Raw genomic sequence first — 21,829 nt, 5'->3', positions numbered from 1 at the left:
GTTGTGGCATTAAAATATCCTCCAATAGTTTTACTTTACTAATAGTATACAGGAGGTCTTCCATGAATGATAGATACCTTGTTATGACGCGCTTACAAGCCAGCCGTCCACTTCCTGAAATGCAAAAATCTCCTAGCAGGCTTTCCTGCTAGGAGATTTTCTTATGAGAGGTACTTGTTAAGCTTTGAAAATTGGATTTATTATTCGATAAGTATCAAACCATCTACCAATTAAGCTTCTTCGTCTTCTTTACGACGACGACCTGCAAGACCAAGACCAAGTAAGGCACTTGCGGCAGCTGCTACCATAGCTACAGTAGAATCTGCTGTACCTGTATTTGGCAACTCTTTAGCGACTGTACGCACGTTTGTTGCTGCTTGAGCTGGAGCTACAGCTGGTGTTTGAGCAGCTTGGTCCTTAGCTGGACTTGCATGATTAGTTGCTGGAGAAACTTTCGCCAGGAAGTCTTCGATACGTTTAACCGTTGCAGCCACATCTGCCTGAGTTGCATCTGCATTGGCAAATACTTTCTTAGCGTCTGCCAATAAGTCAGTCGCTGCTTTTGCAGTTTCTGCATCAAGCTTAGTTGATTCTTGGATGATTAGTCCTTCTAACTGACGAATAGCATCTGCTAACTTAGCTTTATCCACTTTTGCTTCAGTGTTAGTAGCTCCGTTATTTTGAGCTGAAGGAGCTTGTTTAAAGATAGCTTCAGCGGTAATTGCTAAAACTTTGCCATCTTTAGTTACAACAGTTGCATTTCCTGCCTTGTCAAAGAGAACATCTACTACATCAGCATTTGCTGCTTTAATCTTAGCTTTTGCAGCTTCTTTTTCTGAATCTGTTAAGTTAGTAAAGTCTGCTACTGTTTCTTTTTCAAAGTCAAGGTTGATGTTATCTCCGCTATTCTTAGCTGTTACATCACTTTCTGTTTTCACTAATTGGTCTTTTGCAATCGATACTGTATTTCCATCTAGTGTTACTGTGGCGTTACCTTTATCGTCTACTACTACAGTCGCTCCTGAATTGACGGCTTCAATTGCTTTCTTAACTGCTGCTTTTTCATCTTCCGTTAAGTTATCTTTGTTTCCAACTAATGTACGGAATGCTGGTGTTTTCACTTTAGCAGTCTTAGCTTCGTCAGCTAGGTTTCCAGCTGGGATTACTAGGTCTAAAGCTGGAATATTCAGAACTGTACCATCAGCTTTAGTTACTGTTGCATTACCTTTGTCGTCTACTACTACAGTTGAACCTGGGTTGACTGCTTTAACCTTCTCTTCGATAGCTTTCTTCTCTTCTGGAGTTAAGGCATCTGGATCTGCTACTACAGTTTTAGCTGCTGGTGTATTGACATCATTGCCTGCATTTTCTTTAGTAATATCATCTTGTGTTTTCACTAAATCAGTGGCTGGAATGACCGCTGTCTTACCTTCTGGTGTTGTAACTGTAGCATTACCCTTATCGTCTACTACTACAGTTGAGCCTGGGTTGACTGCTTTAACCTTCTCTTCAATAGCTTTCTTCTCTGCGTCTGTCAACTTGTCTAGGTTCGCTGCTACAGTTTTAGCTGCTGGTGTATTGACATCATTGCCTGCATTTGGTTTAGCTGCATCTGCTGCTGACTTCGTCAAGTCTGTTGCTGGAATAACGGCTGTCTTACCTTCTGGTGTTGTGACTGTGGCATTTCCTTTATCGTCCACTACTACAGTCGCTCCTGGGTTAACTGCTTTAACCTTCTCTTCAATAGCTTTCTTCTCTGCAACTGTCAACTTGTCTGAGTTCGCTACAACCGTCTTATCCGCCGGCTTAACGATGTCGTTGCCTGCGTTTGGTTTAGTTGCATCTTCCGGTGATTTGAATAAATCTTTCCATGGAATTGTTGCCACAGTTCCATCATTTAAAGTAACAGTAGCGTTACCTTTATCATCAAATTTAACAGATTTAGCCTCAGGATTGAGTTTTCTTAATTTTTCTTCTACTTTGGCTTGTGCAGCTGAATCAGTCGGTTCACCAACCACTTTATCTGCTGGTTTAACAATTTCACCATTTCCTGCGTCAGATTTAGCTGTATCTTCCTTAGTTCTCACTAACTCAGTTGATGGAATCGTTGCAGTCTGACCTTCTGGTGTAGACACTGAAACAGTTCCGTCTGCATCGAGTAGCACAATAGAATTTGGATTTACAGACTTAACAGCAGCAATAATTTGAGCTTTTTCTGACTCTGTCAACATCGATTTATCCTTGATGATAACTTTATCAAGTGGTTTGTTAATATCGTTTCCACCTTTACCATTATCTAGATTCTCCAACGTTTTCACCAAATCAGTTGGATTAATGATTCCCTTATCACCATTTGCTGTAGTAACTTCAATATTTCCAGCGTCGTTATATTTAACCTCTTTGGCTGTTGGGTTCACTTTCCTCACTTCTTCTAAGATTTTAGCTTTTTCCTCAGCTTTTAGGTTGGCTGGATCATTAACTAGCGCTTTATCAATTGGTCTGTTAATATCCCCAACTGCTCTAATTGCCGATTTATCCGCGTCTTGAATCTTATTAACATCTGCTTCTTTATTCGCAGCATCTACTAATTTCTTAGCTTCGGCTGCTATTTGATCTGCTTTATCTTTAAGATTCTCTTTCGCTTTAGGAGATAAGTCAGTACGCGCGTCAATCTCTTCTTTCTTCGCTTTTGTTTGCTCATCAATGGCTTTACGAGCATTTGGTTTATCTTCTACAACAGGTAAAACTTTCCCTATTTCAGCATTTGCATCATCTTGAAGTTTCTTAACCTCTGAATCTGTTCTAGCAATATCAATTGCTTGCTTAGCTTCTTTGGCTAAGGCTGTCGCTTTTTCAGCAGCTTCAGCTTTTTCTTCATCCGTGGCATCTGGTGTGTTTTCAATGGCTTTTAGTTGTTCAGCTAGCTTATCATCAATAGCTTTCTTGGCTGCAGCTTTAGTTGTTGTTTCTGGATTCACAGCTTTAATCGCTGCTACACCGTGTTCCTTAGCACTATCTACTGCTCCTTGAACCTTCCTTGATTCCTCTGGTGTTGTGGTTACATCTGGTTGAGCATCAATGGCCTGGTTCGCTTCGGCTGCTCGAGCTTGAGCTTCTGCTTTAACTTTCGCTTTTTCTTCAGCTGTTAGATCTTGGCGAGCATCAATTTCTGCTTCTTTCTTAGCTAGTTCATCTGCCACTGCTTTCTTAGCAGCTGCTTTGGCTACTGGATTCACAGCACCAACTGCAGACTCACCGGCTTCTTTGGCTACTTCTGCATCACTTGTTGCGGCTGCTACTGCTGCCTTAGCCTTGTCTGCTTCTTCCTTAGCCTTGTCTTTAGCAGCTTTCTTCTCTGCATCTGTCAAGTCTGTACGCTCATCAATGGCCTTGTTCTTAGCAGCAAGAGCGTCATCAATGGCTTTGTCAGCGGCTGCTTTAGCAGTTGTTTCTGGATTCACAGCTTTAATCGCTTCTACACCTTGTGTCTTAGCGGCATCTACTTGTTCTTGAGCTGCTTTGGCTTCTTCTGGTGTTGCGGCTACATCTGGTTGAGCATCGATGGCCTTGTTCGCTTCAGCTGCTTTCGCTTGAGCTTCTTTCTTAGCTGCATCTTTTTCTTCAGCTGTTAGATCTTGGCGAGCATCAATTTCTGCTTCTTTCTTAGCTAGTTCATCTGCCACTGCTTTCTTAGCAGCTGCTTTGGCTACTGGAGTCACAGCACCAACTGCAGACTCACCGGCTTCTTTGGCTTTGGCTACTTCTGCATCACTTGTTGCGGCTGCTACGGCTGCCTTAGCCTTGTCTGCTTCTTCCTTAGCCTTGTCTTTAGCAGCTTTCTTCTCTGCATCTGTCAAGTCTGTACGCTCATCAATGGCCTTGTTCTTAGCAGCAAGAGCATCATCAATGGCTTTGTCAGCGGCAGCTTTAGCGGTTGTTTCTGGATTCACAGCCTTAATCGCTTCTACACCTTGTGCCTTAGCGGCATCTACTTTATCTTGAGCTGCTTTGGCTTCTGCTGGTGTTGCGGCTACATCTGGTTGAGCATCAATGGCCTTGTTGGCTTCGTCAGCGGCTGCTTGAGCTTCTGCTTTCGCTTTCGCTTTTTCTTCAGCTGTTAGATCTTGGCGAGCATCGATTTCTGCTTCTTTCTTAGCTAATTCATCTGCCACTGCTTGTTTAGCGGCTTCTTTGGCTACTGGAGTCACAGAAGTAACATCCGCTACACCTTTATCTTCTGCCGCGTCCACAAGTTTTTGGGTTGCTCGAGCTGCATCTTCTGTATCTTCATTATCAGGTTGAGCGTCAATTTTAGCTAGTTCTGCATCAGCTAGTTTTTTGGCTTCTGCTTTCGCTGCGTCTTTTTCTGCTTGACTTAGGTCTGTGCGCTTATCAAGCTCATCATTTTTAGCTGTTAAGGCATTGGCAATTGCTGCCTTAGCATTCTCTTTAGCAATTGGGTTTACTTTCGAAATGGCTGTAGTGGCTTCTGTTTGCGCAGCATCTACAGCTGCATCTGTCGTCGCTGCATCGATTTTCGCTGTTGCTGACTGGGCTGCTTCATTGGCTTTAGCAATAGCTGCTGTCTTTTCAGCCTCTGATAGGTTTCTGTCTGCATTAATGGCATCCTCTTTGGCCTTACGAGCTGCTTCAATTGCCGCTTTAGCTTCAGCTTTTTTAGCTATTACTGGATTGTCGGCTGCAATGGCAGTTGTCCCTTCAGTTTGAGCTTGATCCAAGGCAGCTTTTGTTGTTAGGTTAGGATCATTGATGGCTGCTAATGCTGTTTCCTTATCTGCATTTACCTTAGCGATAGCGGCTTGTTTTTCATCCTCGGTAGCATTCGGATCTGTACTAGCATTAATTTCTGCAATCTTATCTTCTGCAGCCTTGTTCACTGCATCGATTGCAGGTTGTTTATTTAGGGTCGTAAACTCTGTTAGTGGTCTTCTGTCTATTGATCCATCTGTGTAGGTTACTAGTAAATCATTTCCCTCTTTTGTGATTGATTGAATCCTACTATTTTGATTCTCTACTTCTTGACCACGCTTAGACTCTAACCGTCTATCTGGATTGGTTTGAGAATATTCAAGTTTGACTCTTTCTTTTACTTTTGCAAACTCTTCCTCTGTTACAGCTGCAGGGTCGGTCACCACAACCTTGTCGGCTTCCTCAGGAGTTTTTATATCATATTTTTCTCTCTGAGGTTTATTGACAACATTGAAAGCATGGTCATTGGCTTTTCGTTCCCCAGATCCAGTAAAGTCTGTTCCTTCAAGATCTGTAACCCGCACATAACGCCAACCCAAAGCTAGGCGTCTAGGATTTTCCCCTTTTGTCCCTGCGTCCAATTTAGATTGTGACAAACCACTTGTCGCAGTTGTAGTCCCTGAATAGGTAATAACTGCTGGATTAGTCTCTGACGCTGATGTTTCAGAAGTAATAACATTTGCCTTATAACCATACTCTGTATCAACTTTATCATTTTCACCTGTAACAGGTCGAAAAGCGTTATTCCCACCTTTCAGCAATTTAGCAGACTTAATCTTATCTGCATCATCTTTGATTTTGATCTCAAATGAGTTGTCTTCTCCACTATACACATAGATTTCTCTTTCAGTAGGATCAGAATATGGAATGTCGACTGTTGGAGGTTGATTGGTACGTGCTACATTAGCAACTGGAACCACATCGGTTGAACCGTCTTTATAGGTCACAGTGACGTTTCCGTTCTCTACGTTTACACTATCCACTACTTCAGAACGATTTGTTAGGGCAGTACCTCTTTGAGACGCTAGTCTAGCATCCTGGCTAGTTTTAGAATATTCAACTTTAAGCTGAGTTTGAATTTTTTCAATATCTGTAGGAGTTAAATTGTTAATATCTGTAACACTGATTTTATCAGCATTTCTTTCTGGTTCATGGATGCTATATTTGTAGGTTTGAGATTTAAGGACAAGATACATATATCCTGGATCTTTTATTGTCCTAGAGTCTCCAACATTATTTAGACCTTGTTCATCACCAACCTTTACAAAGCGAGTCCCAATATTTACTGTTTGTTCCTCATTTTTTGTGTATTCATTTTTCCCTTTAAGTGTTTCATTCGGTTTTCCTGAAATGGTAATTTTAGCAGGAACAGCTTCAGTAGCAGGAGTAGCAGCTACGTTGTCACTTTCAGCATCATTAATTATAGTTGCAGTATAGCCAAACCCAAGGTCAAGTTTATTATCTTCTCCTGCAACTTTGTTAAATTTCTGGTTTGATCCCTGTTTCACTGTTGCATAACGAATTTTCCCACTGTCATCGTGGACAGGAATTTCAATACCTGCATCTTCCTCATTATAGACAAAGATTTTCTTTTCACTCGGAATAGAATAGGGGATATCCGCTACAGGTTTTTGGTTTTCTGTAGCAGGAGACGTTGCTCCACCTCCTGGGTCAGCCTCCCCCCCTCCGTTAGGGCTAGCTGCCACAGCGGCTCCGCCTTGTGAGTCTGCGCCATTCTCAGCAGCTGACACTGCTCCGTTCCCCAAAAACATAAATAGAGCCGCTACTGCCACACTGGCTGCACCAAAGCTATATTTACGAATAGAATAACGCGTGACCTTCTCACGACGCAGGCGCTCAGATCGACTCATGGATACTTTCTTGTCCATTACTTAAACTCTCCTTTAGGATTATATTTTTCTACACAAGAGAAGCTCCTCCTTCCTTATAGAAGGAGACTTCCTCTATGCATAGATTTACTTTACTATGATACATAATTACCAAACTATATGCAACTGTTTTGTTTGCTAATATTTTGCTAAAAAAAAAAAACATTTTTCTGATTTTTTTAAATTTTATTCGGTTTTTTTATCCATATTTTTCATTATTTTATGAATTTGTTAAGGATTTACCGATTATTATGGCATCTTATGCTCTGATTCTTTAGGATTCGCTCAACCCTTAATTTCTATAAATATTATTTTTTCAAAATAACTCTATCTTTTTCACTAGCCTCGACAAAATAAGTAGAAAAAATGTAAGGGGGTGCGCCTTTTTCATTGGCATCATTTGAAGATGACAACATGCAAGGAGCCTAAAAAAGAGAAACAGCCAGTGATATCACTAGCTATTCTGATTGCTTGCCATAGAACAGAAGATAGCGGCTCCTTACCTCTCCTGACTACTTGACTAGTCTTGACCACTTACTATAGCTGCTCAGTTTTAAACAAGCAGGTTATCAGAAAGCCATGGCCTAGCCTACTGATTTTAAACAAGGAGCATTGGATGGCATCAAAAAAGAACACAGGCCTGCCGAGGCAGCCAAAGTTTTTGATCTTGGTCTCAGAACTCTCTTCAGCTAGGAAAAGAAATGAGGTGAACAAGGACACTGAGAGCGGAAAGAGCGAGTCATCAAAAATCGAAAGCTTCCTTTAGAGGAGTCGAAAGCTTTTGTAGAGGCTCATCTCGAGGCTGCTTTCAGGGAAATTGCGGCACAGTTTGATTGTGCTCTCCCTTCAGTAGGGGCAGCTTTAAAGCAGATTCAGGTCACTTGAAAAAGACGACTAGCTTTAAGGAACAAGATTCAAAAAAAAGTCGCTGACTTCTCTAGTCTGGAGATTTTCCAATCTCTCTCCTTATGGAACAGTTCCATAGTAAAGTAAAATAGAAATAGGACAAATCAATCAGGACAATCAAATCGATTTCTAACCATGTTTTAGAAGCAGAGGTGTACTATTCTAGTTTCAATCTATTATATTTTTTAGCAATGGGCTTTGAGATAACATAAAAATCGAAGTTCTGCTACTCCTGTAAATGGAGTCATAGAAATTCGATTTTTTCTAATGATTCTAATCCTAGACGTTCAAAAATAGGCCCCACTCGTTTGGTATAGTAAAGATGGTTGAAAATCTCATCGATTTCCTCTTGTGTCAAACGTGATGTCACCTCTGGATCTGCTTCCAGAAGTAGTTTGAAGTCTACTTGCTTGTCCCAAGAGTAGGCTGTTTTTGGTTGTACCAAGTCATAGGCTTGCTCACGGGTCATGCCTTGTTCAATCAAGGTCAACATAGCACGTTGGCTAAAGATCAGACCAAAAGTCGCGTTCATGTTGCGGATCATGTTTTCTGGTAAGACCGTCAAGTTCTTGACGATATTTCCAAAACGGTTGAGCATGTGGTCAATCAAGATGGTCGTATCAGGTGTGATGATACGCTCAGCTGATGAGTGGGAAATGTCGTGTTCATGCCAGAGAGCCACATTCTCATAGGCTGTAATCATGTGACCACGCTCTAAACCCTGTTCAATCCCTTCTGCACGACCGCGTTCCAACCCTTTTTCTTCAGCTTGTTCCAAGGCATAGTCCTGCGCTAGCAAGGCTTGTTCTTCGCGTCTGCGTTGTTCACTAAACATCTCCCTGTCCTCCTCGGACCAGCTCTTGTAGTCCAGCAGTTGATCTGCTTGGCTGATGGCTCGCTCGGGTTCCTGAGTAAAGGGCTTATTACCAAAAAACTCCAACCACGGCTTGCGAACCTCGTCTTTGCTGGTTTCTCTGTATTTTTTTAGGTCTTATTTGTAATGTTTTTTCAATAGCGACTCAAACTCAGCGACAGTCATACCCAGCTGATGGCTGGCAACCTCGGAAGTCAGAAGTCCTTGGCGAACCATATCCAGAAAGGCAAAAAGTTTTCCACGTTCAAGTCCTTGTTCTAAACCTTTTTCGATGCCCTGTTCAATCCCCTCAGCTCGACCACGTTCAAGTCCACGCTCTAAACCTTTTTCGATGCCTTGTTCAATCCCCTCAGCTCGACCACGTTCAAGACCTTCTGCACGACCTCTCTCCAACCCTTTTTCTTCAGCTTGTTCCAAGGCATAGTCCTGCGCTAGCAAGGCTTGTTCTTCGCGTCTGCGTTGTTCACTAAACATCTCCCTGTCCTCCTCGGACCAGCTCTTGTAGTCCAGCAGTTGATCTGCTTGGCTGATGGCTCGCTCGGGTTCCTGAGTAAAGGGCTTATTACCAAAAAACTCCAACCACGGCTTGCGAACCTCGTCTTTGCTGGTTTCTCTGTATTTTTTTAGTTCCAAGAACGCCATCTTAACCAGATGATTTTCTTGTCCATTATTGGTGATGGTTAAAACCTCACCTGTCGTATCCTCGCGCATACTAAAACTATGAAAAGCTAGGTCATCTGAAAAGTAATTGCTGTCCACAATTGCGATAGCGTATACTGGTGCAATGTGTTTGTAGCTCTGGTGAGTATTTCCTTCTTGCTGGCGGATTTTTTCTAGGTTTTGATTGACCTGACTGCACAGATAAGCCCACAGGCGATTGATGAAAAAATTCTGATGATGGACTTGAATCTCAATGATTACTTGAGTACCATTATCTAGTTCAGCTAAAACATCTATACTGGTATAGAAATCCTGTGCCGAGTACGGCAGGGAAGGCAAGACGTGAATGTTGCTTCCCTCCAAAATGGTCACATTTTTAGCTGGCAAGTCCAGCATATCGCGAATAAACTGACAAGTGATTTCTGGGTTGCTGAAAATTTTCTTAGCAACCAAGTCATTAGTTGGGCTAATGCCCGGATGTCTTAAAATCATCCATTTCCTCCTTTTATTATACCATAGTTTTAAATCTAGTTTTACTAGATTCACTGACTCTATCTATTTATTCGAAAAGGAAATGAATTGTAAAGATATTTTATCTCGTTTCAACTAAAATATGAGCTTGATCAATAAGCTGTCCATCCACAGTCAGATTCAGATAGAAATCCAAGGTCTTATCGGCAGCAAAATACAGGGTTGGTATGGTCAAATCTTTTTTGCTTTCCCCAGCTTGGAATTGAAGGACTTGAATCTCGTCCTGATAGACGACACCATGGACACCTGTCCCCGGTTGAATCGAAATCTTAGCTTCCAAAGGAGTACTACTTTCGCTACGTTCAATCCTAAAATGAAGAGTCTCTCCCTTTGCCACAGCTAAGCTTTTTTCTGCAAATGCTAATCCCTGAACAACTTCTTTTTTTGATAAGCTAGGAGTTTTATAGAGGGAAATCTTGGTCAGTACAGGTAAATCCTGTGTCTCTGTAATCATCACGCGCACCTTCTGTGCCTCTACTATCGGCCCTCGCAAGAGGCGCTTATGAGCAACTGTGAAGCCCCTGCCAAACTCCTGCCAGACACCATCCACCTCTACTTGCACATGAAAAGCAGCGATTCGTTGCCCTAGCTTCAAATCTTCTCTTAACTCAATTACATCAAAAGTTTTAGGCGCTCCCAAGTCGAGTTCTAACTGGATAGGCAAGCCTACATCGCTTGCCCAAGAACTGGTCTCAAGGCCATCTGTCAGATGATGACAAGCAAAGTCTGCGGAAAGAGCTGGACCAGATACCTTAGCTCCCAGAGCCAAATCTTCTTTATAGAGCTCATTGCGATAAGCCGCAAATTCATAGAGGCGTTCAATATCCTTTCCATCAAAGAGCCCATCTTGATTCGGCGGAATATTGAGCAAGAGAGGCATGCCCCTCCCTACCGAGTGAAAATAAATCTCGACCAACTCCTCAAGAGACTTAGGATCCTGATCTTCATGGTAAAACCAACCCGGCCGGATGGAAACATCTGCCTCACCGATTGAAAAAATCGTACCCGAGGGATCCCCATGTTGAAGATAGTCCAACTCTGCTTCTGTCCCTAGTTTATCAGGATTCACCTTTTGCCACAGGGGATCACCAGCATATCCTCGTTCATTGCCAATCCAGCGGATACTGGTGCCTTCTGTTGAAAAAATTAAGCAATCTCCCTGCAGGTCACGAATGGTTTCAAACCATTTTTCAAATTCATAATTGATCTTTTGAGCACCCTCTCCTCTGGCACCATCCATCCAGACCTCAGCAAATTTCCCTCCATTTCCATAAGCAGGATTTGATAAAATCTCCTTCAGCTGAGCCAGATAATAGGCATTATAGTCCGCTTCTCGGTTCACATGATAGAGCGGGCTGTGGGCATCCCAGGGTGACAGGTAGACCCCCATATCCATATCAAATTCTGTAGCAGCTTGAGATACTTCAAGGAGCAAGTCCCCCTCTCCATCCCTCCAAGGACTGGCCTTAACCGAATAATCTGTGTGAGCCGTCGGATAGAGGACAAAGCCATCGTGGTGCTTGACCACCAAAATCAACTTCTTAAAGCCCGTTTCCTTGAGCACGCGAATCCACTCACGCGCATCTAACTGTGTCGGGTTAAAGTGTTCAGGATCCTCCTGACCTGTCCCCCATTCCTGGTCATAAAAGGTATTAGGCCCAAAATGGATAAAGGCTGCTAGTTCATCCTCTAAATACGCTAACTGGGCCTGACTAGGCAAGGGGCCATGCGGTTTTATTGCTCTTACCATACTACTTCCTATCTACATTTTTCTTTACTTTTTTGGCATACACTTGCAATTCTGTTAAGGCTAGGGGGCTTGCCAAGTTTTCAAATCGAAGACGAAGGGCATAGGTTTCCACCTTGTCAAATTCAAAACGAAGCTCCTCATCCTTGTCACTTGACACTTTTCGGATAGCTGATACAGGGCGCCAATTCTCCTCTTGTTTGAGCAGAGAATCCTTGTCCAAATGATTTGGAGTCCGAGGCAAGCTAGGCTCATTCCCTACATAATAATCGATATGGGTAGGATCCACCGCCACGTAGTCTTGATTTTCGACATAATACAAGGTCACATTATCCACAAATCGCGGTTTTAAAATCCCTGCATCTCCAAAAAGAATGCCGACATTGGCTTGCTCTGACTTGGCAATCCAAGTATTGGCTGTCGATTTCTTCCGAGAAATGACCTTGTCATTGAGGTAAGAGACTGGGTGATTCGGCTCTGAGTGGGAAGCAAATACCAGAGGCAGGTTGGATCCTGTCCACTGATTGGAAATGACTTCCCCATCTACACTGGCATCTGTCACATGAATGGTGACTGTTGCTGGCAACTCACAGCCCGCTACTTGTCCTGTAAGAATACATTCTCCTACCTGAGCATAGACTTGAGGATCGAGTTCATCCCAAGTCACCTTGGCCGTATCTCGTCTGCCATCTGATAAGACTAGCTTAACTCGGTCTGGTAGGTGTGGGGCTTCCTTGACAAGCGTCCAAATCCTTTCAGTCTCAATAGCGCAAATCCCTTGGACACAAATCTGAGCAGAAGCCTTTAAATCCAGCCCTTCCAGCTGACCAGATACCATAAACTCATGAAAGCTTGCCATATCTTCTTCGGAGATTGCCTCCCAAACAACCTTGACTCGTTTTGCACCGCCAGACTCATAGTCCACCAAAACTGAAGATGGAAGATGTGGATAAGTCCCCTTAGCTGTATACAAGCGAAGTGGTCGTACAAAAACTGCCTGCCCTAGTGAGGTATTTTCTGCCACCTGCAAATGAGTTTGATAGGTCTTTCCTTGATAAATAGCACTGATAACCAAGTCGCCTGCAGACAAGCAATGAAGCACTCCCTGCTTGATAATGGCGTGGGCACTACCACTCGTCTCCCAAATCACTTCACTATTCCCCACCTTGTTCACAAGGTTATCCACAGTTTGTGGATAAAGTCCAATAGCTGGGGAATCCCCTTCTTGTAATCCTGCCTGCTTGTCCACTCGAATCTCAAATAAGCGCTGATTTTTCACTGACTGGCAAGCCAAATCCTCTCCCACTAAGAGATCGAAACTTGCCGGCTCTAGCCCTCTGGCACTGGCCTTTACTCTCACTTGACCTACCCGCTCCAAGCTCTGAACTAAGAGGACACCTCTGCCATGAAAGGCTTTCCGCTTAAACCGACCATTTTTCTGGGCTTGGTAACGTTCACGACTGGCCTGCCTACCATTATCCACACCTACAATAAGAGCAGGGCCTTCAATTTCAAAATGAAGCTGATTGGAAGCAGTCGGCACCCAATTTCCATCCTTGTCCAATACATCAAAATAGAGATAGAGGAGGTCTTGCCCATCTGGCTCCAGTTTTGTCTTCTCAGCATGTAGCCCGATTTTGGCTGGCTTACCTGCAGTCACCACCCTATCTTCTGCCACAAGCTGACCTTGACGGTCATAGGCCACAGCACGCAATTCTCCCGGTTGATAAGCCAATCGCCATTCTAGATAGAGCTGGTCAGAACCTTGTCCCTCCTGGTATCTTCGACCGTCTGAAGTCCATTTTTCCTGAAAGGTCTTCCTACCTTGGGATTTTCCATTGAGAAATAGCTCTACAGAACGGGCATTTGAATACACTCGAACAGGGATATCCCCATACTTATCCACAACTTGTTGATAACTCTTGTGGATTTCCCAATTCCAATGGGGTAGGATATGAACCATGGGATACTGATCTAGGTCCAACCACTGACTTTGATAGAAATAATAGTCATTTTTAGGAATCCCTGCCGTATCCACAAGCCCAAAATAGGAACTCTTTACAGGCATGTCATTTTGATTGTGCCAAGGAGTGGGCTCACCAATATAATCCACTCCTGTCCAGATAAACTGACCCGCATAGTCTAGCCGATTTCTATCTGCTATCCAAGAAGCCGTCGCTGTCTTCCCCCAAGGAACTCGATCATTGCCATAGTCTGACTGTTCAAAATTCCGCACGCGGCGATTATCCCCAACCCATTCCTTATCTGGGCGAAAATAGCTATCACGCGTTCGGGTAGCCGATGAGGTTTCAGAGCCGTAAAGTCGCCACTTGGGATGTCTTTTGCGAATCCCATCAATATTGTCTTCCGAGTAATTCAAGCCTACCACATCCAGCAAATCGGCTATCTTTTCATGGCCTCCAGAACCATCGCCAAAGCGGAATTGATCCATTCCCATGGTCACAAAACGACTCTCATCCACTTCCTTGACCCTTTCTAGCAAGCGTTTGATCGTCTTCAATGAATGAGCATCGCCATTTGCTTCGCTGACTTCATTTCCCAAGGACCACATAAAAATCGCTGGATTGTTCTTGCCACGCTCAATCATGGTGCGCAAATCGTAATCTGACCAGAAATCGCCTGCTTTCGCTTCTGGATGAGTCGCTTCTTCCTCAAAAAAGCGACCATAGTCATATTCTTTCTTGCCTCCATACCAGGTATCAAAAGCTTCTTCTTGGATGAGTAGCCCCATTTTGGCAGCTAGAGCGAGTAAAATGCTACTGGCTGGATTATGGGTAATTCGAATAGCATTGACGCCCATTTCCTTCATCTGGCGCAAGCGTCTCTCAGCAGCTGACCTGTTTTCCACAGCTCCCAGCGCTCCGTAGTCATGGTGCAAACAAACCCCATGAATCTTCAACCAGCGACCATTTAGAAAGAAGCCCTTATCCACTTGCCAATCCATATAGCGGTAACCAAAGGTCTCCTCTTCTTCATCAACCAAAATGCCATCTTTGTAAAGGCGAGTCTTCAATTGGTAAAGGTAAGGATGGTCAATATCCCAAAGCAAAGGTTGGAAAATTGATATGGCTTGTTGGAAAGAATATTTGTCCCCAGACTCAATCACTAGAGAGTCTGTCGCCTGCCAGTCTGAAACCTGTTGTCCATCATACCAGATACTCTGCTCCAAATACACCGACACAGACTGAGAGCCATCATTTGAAACCTTACTTGTAAGCTGAGTCTCCACCCATCTATCTCTTTGTTCCTTGAGCTTGGGACTTTCTATCGTAATCCCATACAAATCCAGATGCACCGAATCTGTCATCAATAATTTTACTTCTCGGTAAATACCGCTACCAGAGTACCAACGACTGCTAGGTTGCTTATTTTCCACAAAAACCGCAAGCTGGTTGGCCGTCCCATCATTTCTTAGATAAGGCGTGATATCATAAGAAAAAGGTGTGTAGCCATTGGGATAATAGCCCAGCACTTGCCCGTTGATATAGACTTGGGCATTCATGTAAACTCCATCAAACAACAAACGCACCGATACAAGACTGGCATCTTCTTCCAAGTAAAACTGTGTCCGATACCAGGCTTGACCCCCATTTAACTGACCACCCTCATTTTGCGCTGGCGAATACTGGTCAAAATCATTGTAAATACTCCAGTCATGTGGCACTTGAATGGCCTGCCAATTTCCCCTCTGAAAATCCGACGCCAAGGCCTCTTCCTTCCCCACCTCTTGGCTAAAAAACCAGTGATTTCGTAAAACTTCTTCTCTTCTCATACAAGCATTCCTCTTTAAACGACTCGATTTACTTGACTATAGCACAAAACAAAAGCGCTTTCAAGATTTCCTCCATCACTCCCTAAGTCCTCAGAAAAGATTCTATAATTTGTGGAAAAGTCTGAAAATCACTCCATGTTCATACAAACTATCATTTGCAATAAACAATACAAACCTCAAAAGAGACCAAAAAACACCCCTCTGAATGTTCATTCCAGAGAGATGTTCCTTTTGTCCTAACTATTGTAAATCGATTGTCTAAAGTCATCTGAATCTTTGAGATAAGCTTTATAAATCGCTTTTTTCAGTTTTTGGACTGGAGTTTCGATAAAGGTATAGGTGCGCGCAGTTGTATTGCCTGCTTTTATTTGAGCAAGTTCTTCTTTAACAGCTTTCTGCATCAATTCACTTAACTTCTGACTTGTCAGACTTATTTGCTGACCTTCATATTGAATTGTCAAAGCTTTCAATTGATCAATCTTAGCTACTCTTTCCTTAAACTGTGCTTTTTTGAACTCCGCATATGTTTTTCCTAGAATTTTTTCAAAAATATACTTATCAGATAATGGTTTTCCTGCCGCTTCAGCTTGGTTTTTATATTGATTTGACACATAAGGAACAAATCCTTCATAGTAGCCCAAAGTAGCCATCAATTCAAATGCTTGTTTTCTAAAGGTGATGTCCCCACTCATACCAGAGTCATTTTGACTAACACCATAAATGGTATCAAACATATCAACAGTATAGTAACCGTTTGCTGCAATCTTACCTTTATCTGAAAAACCAGCAATGATATAACGGTTGACCATGATATGATTGTCAATCAAACTATCAACATCTGTCAATTTTTTGGCATCTTCTAAGGTAAGAGTTTGAATCTCCTCACTCTTATGAGTCGGTTTAACTGCTGGATTACGGTAATCTACCCAAGTTCTAGAACCTGTTGAAGTGATTGGCGTTATTTTTTTGAAATAACTCATCTTGTCTTCTGCAGATAAGCCTTTACTTGCCTCTGCTTCTAGGTAATCTAGAGTATAAAGGACATCAAAACTTCCCTTCATGTAAGATTGCAAATCTTCTGCCGTTTTAAATCGATCAGGTGTCTTATTGTAAAATCCATCCTTATCACTCTCATCATATACAAAGTTGAGATTGAAATAAGTATCCTTTTCTGGATTATAGGAGTTTTCAAAAATACCACGCGCATAAAACTCTGCGGCTGTACCATCTCGACGACCGTGATTATTAAACAAGACCGTTCTATCTAGTAAGTGCGTCATTTCATGAGAATAAGTCGCTGAACCTCTATCATCCAGAACTCTATCTATAAAGTAACGGACACCTAATCCATTAGCCTCAGCTCCCACCTTACTTACTGGAGAATAGTAATTCATAGGAGTCATAAACTGGTCGACCCCCTTATCAGCTCCACTACCAGTAGCTGGTGACCAAGTGCTATCAATCTGGGCATTCGGATTACTTGTATATTTCTTCATCGTATCAATAATCAAGCGATTTGTCAGCAACTTATCACGATTTTCTGGTTTTGTTATACGATAAAGAGTATCAACATAGTTGGCTTGTTGTACAGCCGCTTTTTCAATTAAAGACTTGACTCTAGCAAGCTCAGCCTGATACTTAGTTGGATTAGACTGGGCAAGAGAAGTATCTATATAGGAACCAATATTACCGTAAGTAATCGTCGCCATATTACTAATCACGTAAACATGTGGTTCTTTCACATTCAAAAGTCCCAAAATAGCAGCCATATTGGCCTCTTGTTTACGAGAATCCTTTTCCCCAGCGGTCAACTTGCTATATAGCCCGACATACGCTGAAGGATTTTCCTTAGATGGTTTTTCAACAATCATAGCTTGGCTAGATTTTTTAAGCCAAGTATCCGCATCATCTGACGTAAAGAGTTGGCGATTGCTATCTAAAAATTCCTTCAAGCTAGCCTTACCGGTGATAGTCGATAAATATTTTGTAAATGTTTGAGGACTATTGGTCAATTTCATCTCTTCATAAGACATGGATCCTAATTTTTTCAAACTAGCCAAGGCTGTCATTGTCTTATTGCCAAATGAACTTGGATTAAAGGCCAGAATATCACGAATATTCGTGTCCCCAAATTGAATATTATAAAAACGATTGATATAAGACAGTCCCAACAAAATCTGCTCTTTGTATTGCTCCAGCTCTTGTTTGACCTTGCTGCGATTTTCAGGGGTATCTCCTATAATTCCTAATGTATGCGAGGCAATCTTTTTGAAACTTGACTCAGCTTGCCTCTTCGTCTGATCAAAGCTTTCTTGGATTGACAGTTTTTGAAGATACTCTATGCGCAACATATCTTTGACCTCTTGGTCAGTGATATTTGGGTGTGTTTTTCTGAGCGCAATTCTCCTTGTTATAATATCTCGAGGATCATAGGTAGGCTCTAACTGTGCTTTTAGTTTACTGTCATGTAAGAAGTCTACTGACCTCGCGCTTGTGGTCAGAGCAGACACATCCACAGCATCTTCTCTCTCACTATTAGCTGGAAGCAAGTGTGGTTTATCCTCCTGACTACCAACTAAAACAACTCTCGGTTTCATTGGTTTTGTTATTTGACTCACTTCTCGAGGATTAACCAATTCACCAGTTTGTTCATTGATAGCGTAGGTTCTGGTCAGTGTATTCTCACCAACTTCTCCTTCAGAGGCTACCTTTTCCATCTTTTTAGCAAGAGAAGAATCCTCTCTTCGTTCCTCAGTAACAGCAATCGGTTGTATTACTTTTTCCACATTACCAACTTGAATCACTTTATCGACTGCTGGATTTACTTGTCTAGTGGTGTCAGATACCGTCACCTGACCTGTTGCCTGGTCTAGTTGATAAGTCGTCCTAGTTTCCACCGAACCATCACGCCCTGCAACCGCTACTTCCTCTTTTCTGAACTCCAAAGCAGGATTCACCTGGTAAATCGTTTTACGAGATAGGACAGTAGTTTCAACACTCGGTTTAGTTCCAACTTCTACAACTTGATCAACTTTGTTAACTACTATTTTGACAGTTTTACTCTCAGAAATATTTCCACTTGCTTGATCTTTGGTATAGGTAGTAGTAACTTGTTCTTGTCCCTCAACACCCGGAATTTTTACTCTTGTAACGCCGTGGTCTAGTGCTTCATTCTTTTCATAAATGGTTTCATAAGGAACGACTTTGGTCTCTACTTTGGTCTGAGGAAGTTGAGTGTCTTCTTTAGTACCAACCAAGATTACTTTTTGTCGCATAGCTTTAGTTATTTCAGTTTTCTCAATTGGATTTGTTAACTCTCCTGTCTCCGGATTAACTTCATAAGTTTTAGTGACGGTTGTTTCCCCTTGCTCACCTGCATCTTCAACCTCTTCTTTTCCTTTTGGAAGTTCAGGGTTATCTTTTCTCAACTCGGTGATTTCTATAGGTGACACGATCTTTTCTACATTTCCAACTTTTACTATTTTGTCTTTAGCTGGAGTGTTTTCTGTTGTAGTTTCTTCTGAGATAGCTCCTGTTTCTTGATTTACTGTGTATTTTGTAGTTGATACTGAGCTACCATTCTCCCCTGGTGTTTCTTCTTGTTGCACATTGTAACTTAAATCTGACGATGCTTTATAAATTGTCTTAAAAGGAATTTCTTGTGATTGAACTGTTGGTTTTGTTCCTACTGCCGTTATTTTCGCTTGCATTGCTTTGGCTACTTTTGTTGAAACTTCTGGATCAGTTAATTCTCCTGTCGTCGAATTTACTTTATAAACACTTATAGTCGTTGTTTCTTCATCTTGACCTTGTTCTCTAACTACTTTAACCCCTTTATCAAGTGACTCATCCGCGATAAACTGTTCACGTCTTTTGGTTGTTGATCTTGTTTCTTCTACATTTCCAACCTTAACAACTCTATCTACTGGATGTTTTTCTATTTTTGTTGAAGTGTTTTCTACTATTTTCCCAGTACTTTCATCAAAACTGTAAGAAGTAGTTGTCACTTCCTTACCATTTTCGCCTGCTACTTCTACTCGTTGCTCTTTGTAATTTAAGGCTGGTGAAGCTTTATATGTTGTTTTATATTCCAATACTTTTTCTTTCGTTACTGGACTTGGGACAGTTGGTTGCTCTTGTGAATCTGACTGTTCTTGGGGAGATAAGGGTTCAGGCTGAACAGCTGATTCTGGTTCGTTTCCTTGACTTGGGTTGACCTCTGGAGATGGAGCCGTTTGTTCTGGTTGTTCTGGTTGTTTTTGGGGTTCTTGTGGGGCAGACTCACCAACATCCTTTACCCCCTCAACTGGATTCTCCAGCTGGTTCTCCTCACCCTTTTGTTCCGCAGGAGATTGATCTTCTTCGCGTCCTGATTCCATGGCTGGGCTTTCTGGCTCAGAATCTTTGGTCTCAGCAGCTACTTTAGATGGTGGCTGGGACTCAGTACCTTGTGGGGCAAGAGTTTGATTTTCCTCACCCCCTGATTCCACGGCTGAGGTTTCTGATTCAGAATCTTTGGTCTCAGCAGTTGCTTTAGATGGATGATTAGACTCAGTACCTTGTGGGGCAGACTCACCAACATCTTTTACCCCCTCAACTGAATTCTCCAGCTGTTTCTCCTCACCCTTTTGTTCCGCAAGAGATTGATCTTCTTCGCGTCCTGATTCCACGGCTGGGGTTGCTGGTTCAGAATCTTTGGTCTCAGCAGTTTCTTTAGATGGTAGCTTAGACTCAGTACCTTGTTGGACATGAGTTTGATTCTCCTCGCCCCCTGATTCCATGGCTGGGCTTTCTGGCTCAGAATCTTTGGTCTCAGCAGCTACTTTAGATGGTGGCTGGGACTCAGTACCTTGTGGGGCATGAGTTTGATTCTCCTCGCCCCCTGATTCCACGACTGGGGTTGCTGGTTCAGAATCTTTGGTCTCAGCAGCTACTTTAGATGGTGGCTGGGACTCAGTACCTTGTGGGGCAGATTCACCAACATCTTTTACCCCCTCAACTGGATTCTCCAGCTGGTTCTCCTCACCCTTTTGTCCCACAGGAGATTGGTCTTCTTCTCTCCCTGATTCCACGGCTGGGGTTGCTGGTTCAGAATCTTTGGTCTCACCAGTTTCTTTAGATGGTGGCTGGGACTCAGTACCTTGTGAGGCATGAGTTTGATTTTCCTCGCCCCCTGATTCCATGGCTGAGGTTGCTGGATCTGGTTGCTTCGGCTCGGCTTCGGGTTTGTCAGGTGTTTGTTTCTCGCCCGATGTTGCTTCGGCTCCTGGTCTTGGTTGTCCTATTCCATCAGCTGGTTTTGTCTCTGTTTCATTCTCTACTATTGGAGTTTTTTCAGGTTGAACTGGTCTACCTTCCTCAGATTTTGGTTCATCTTCTTCCTTAGTCCCAACTGCAATCACCTTGTCCACCGGCTCTTTTGTGATTATATTTTCTATAACTTTGCTAGATTTTTCCCCGTTAACGATAGTGACTTCCGTATAGGTGGTGCGTTCACCAACAACGCCTTCTTGAACAACTTTAGTTTGCCCTTTAGCTAAGGTTGCATCTTCTTGTTCTATCGTTTGGAAAGCAACCTCCTCTGTAGTGACTAGCAATTCTGGTTTCTCTACTGTGGCATTTAACACGCCTTCCTCAGGACTTGTTTTATAATCACTATTATTTTCTGCTTTCGGTTGTTCTCCTTGGGGATTTCCTGCAACTTCTTCCTTAGGCCCTATAGGCACAATTTCATCAGGAGCTTCAACAATTTTCTCAACTGCGTAGGATGGTTGAGGAGATTGCACAAGGTCTTCAGTCGAGCTAAAATGAGATGCAGTCTGTGGTACAATCTTCTTAGATTGAGGTTCTGAACTTTCCTCCTTTTGAGATAATGCTGGCGACTCTACCTTATCAACAGTAAGTTCCTTGTTACTACTATCTCTTACCAAATAATATCCCGTAAATTCGTATCCTTGGACTCTTTCAGGACTTGGTAGAAACTGACCTTCTACTCTCTTAACAAGGGCTGGTTGCAATTCTACCAAATTTTCTAAAGCAGAGATGGATGCTCCCCAACCACCAACAGCAAAGACTGTCACAAGGAAGTAAGATGCTCCCTTTTTTCTCTTGATTAAAGTGAAGGAAAGCAATAATAATCCTGCTCCCAAGATAAACATCCCATCATTAGAAAAAAGACCTGTTTCTGGTAATCTTGTAGCCAATTTTCGATAGACAAAATAGTATTCTTTTCCCTCTTTTACCTCAATTTTATTTTCTTCAAACCATTGCAACTCAGATTTCAGCTTTTCAGATAAATCCTGCTCATCCAAATAATGACTTGAAATTAGTTTTGAACTCGTTTCTGTAGCCTGTACAGGTTGAGCACCCATACCAGCAAAAAATAAACTCGTTCCTAGCAAGACCGAACAAGCTCCTATTGCATATTTCCTCAAAGAAAAACGCTGCTTTCTCTCAAATTGAAATTCTTTCATCCCATCTCCCATCATTCATTATTACTGTATATTTAGTATATCAGAAATAGTCTATATTCTCAAATCTTTCTAGTTATTCCCTTATCATTCCAAGTTAAGGGCAACAACATACAATAATTTTTATTTAATACTCTTCGAAAATCTCTTCAAACCACGTCAGCGTCGCCTTGCCGTAGGTATGGTTAC

General features: G+C 42.4%; 6 protein-coding genes and 1 pseudogene. 1 reads left to right on the top strand and 6 read right to left on the bottom strand.

Going from position 1 to position 21,829, the window contains the following annotated elements; genetic code table 11:
• Positions 1-230 precede the first annotated feature (230 nt).
• Positions 231-6,659 carry a DUF1542 domain-containing protein gene (locus HT693_RS06600; RefSeq protein ID WP_172925050.1) on the bottom strand — a complete coding sequence of 2,143 codons (6,429 nt, stop codon included), beginning with the start codon at positions 6,657-6,659 and terminating at the stop codon, positions 231-233.
• Positions 6,660-7,275: 616 nt separating this feature from the next.
• Between HT693_RS06600 and HT693_RS12260 the strand changes: the two genes are divergently transcribed.
• A complete protein-coding gene (locus HT693_RS12260; RefSeq protein ID WP_172925048.1) occupies positions 7,276-7,425 on the top strand; it encodes a hypothetical protein in 150 nt (49 codons plus the stop codon).
• A 384-nt stretch (positions 7,426-7,809) separates the two neighbouring features.
• On the opposite strand, the pseudogene HT693_RS06590 reads toward HT693_RS12260, so the two are convergent.
• The 5 genes and pseudogenes from HT693_RS06590 to HT693_RS06570 form a co-directional block, all read right to left on the bottom strand.
• Positions 7,810-8,277, bottom strand: a pseudogene (locus tag HT693_RS06590) (adenylosuccinate lyase); the annotation flags it as partial.
• 279 nt (positions 8,278-8,556) lie between these two features.
• Positions 8,557-9,591 (bottom strand): Rpn family recombination-promoting nuclease/putative transposase, encoded by a 1,035-nt coding sequence (locus HT693_RS06585; RefSeq protein ID WP_119947490.1) that lies wholly within the window; start codon positions 9,589-9,591, stop codon positions 8,557-8,559.
• A 100-nt stretch (positions 9,592-9,691) separates the two neighbouring features.
• Positions 9,692-11,380: an alpha-L-fucosidase gene (locus tag HT693_RS06580; RefSeq protein ID WP_050208109.1), complete on the bottom strand. Its 1,689-nt coding sequence runs from the start codon at positions 11,378-11,380 to the stop codon at positions 9,692-9,694.
• Position 11,381: 1 nt separating this feature from the next.
• The gene (locus HT693_RS06575) at positions 11,382-15,170 is read right to left on the bottom strand and encodes a sugar-binding domain-containing protein (RefSeq protein WP_172925046.1); all 3,789 of its coding nucleotides are present in this window, start codon (positions 15,168-15,170) and stop codon (positions 11,382-11,384) included.
• A gap of 236 nt (positions 15,171-15,406) precedes the next feature.
• Positions 15,407-21,643, bottom strand: coding sequence for a ZmpA/ZmpB/ZmpC family metallo-endopeptidase (locus HT693_RS06570; RefSeq protein ID WP_240152723.1), 6,237 nt, complete (start codon positions 21,641-21,643; stop codon positions 15,407-15,409).
• Positions 21,644-21,829: the final 186 nt, after the last annotated feature.

This window comes from Streptococcus sp. 2154 (assembly GCF_013277255.1).
Classification (GTDB): Bacteria; Bacillota; Bacilli; order Lactobacillales; family Streptococcaceae; genus Streptococcus; species Streptococcus pseudopneumoniae.
Note: the sequence above shows the minus strand (reverse complement) of the source record. Positions and strands in the feature narration are given on the sequence as shown.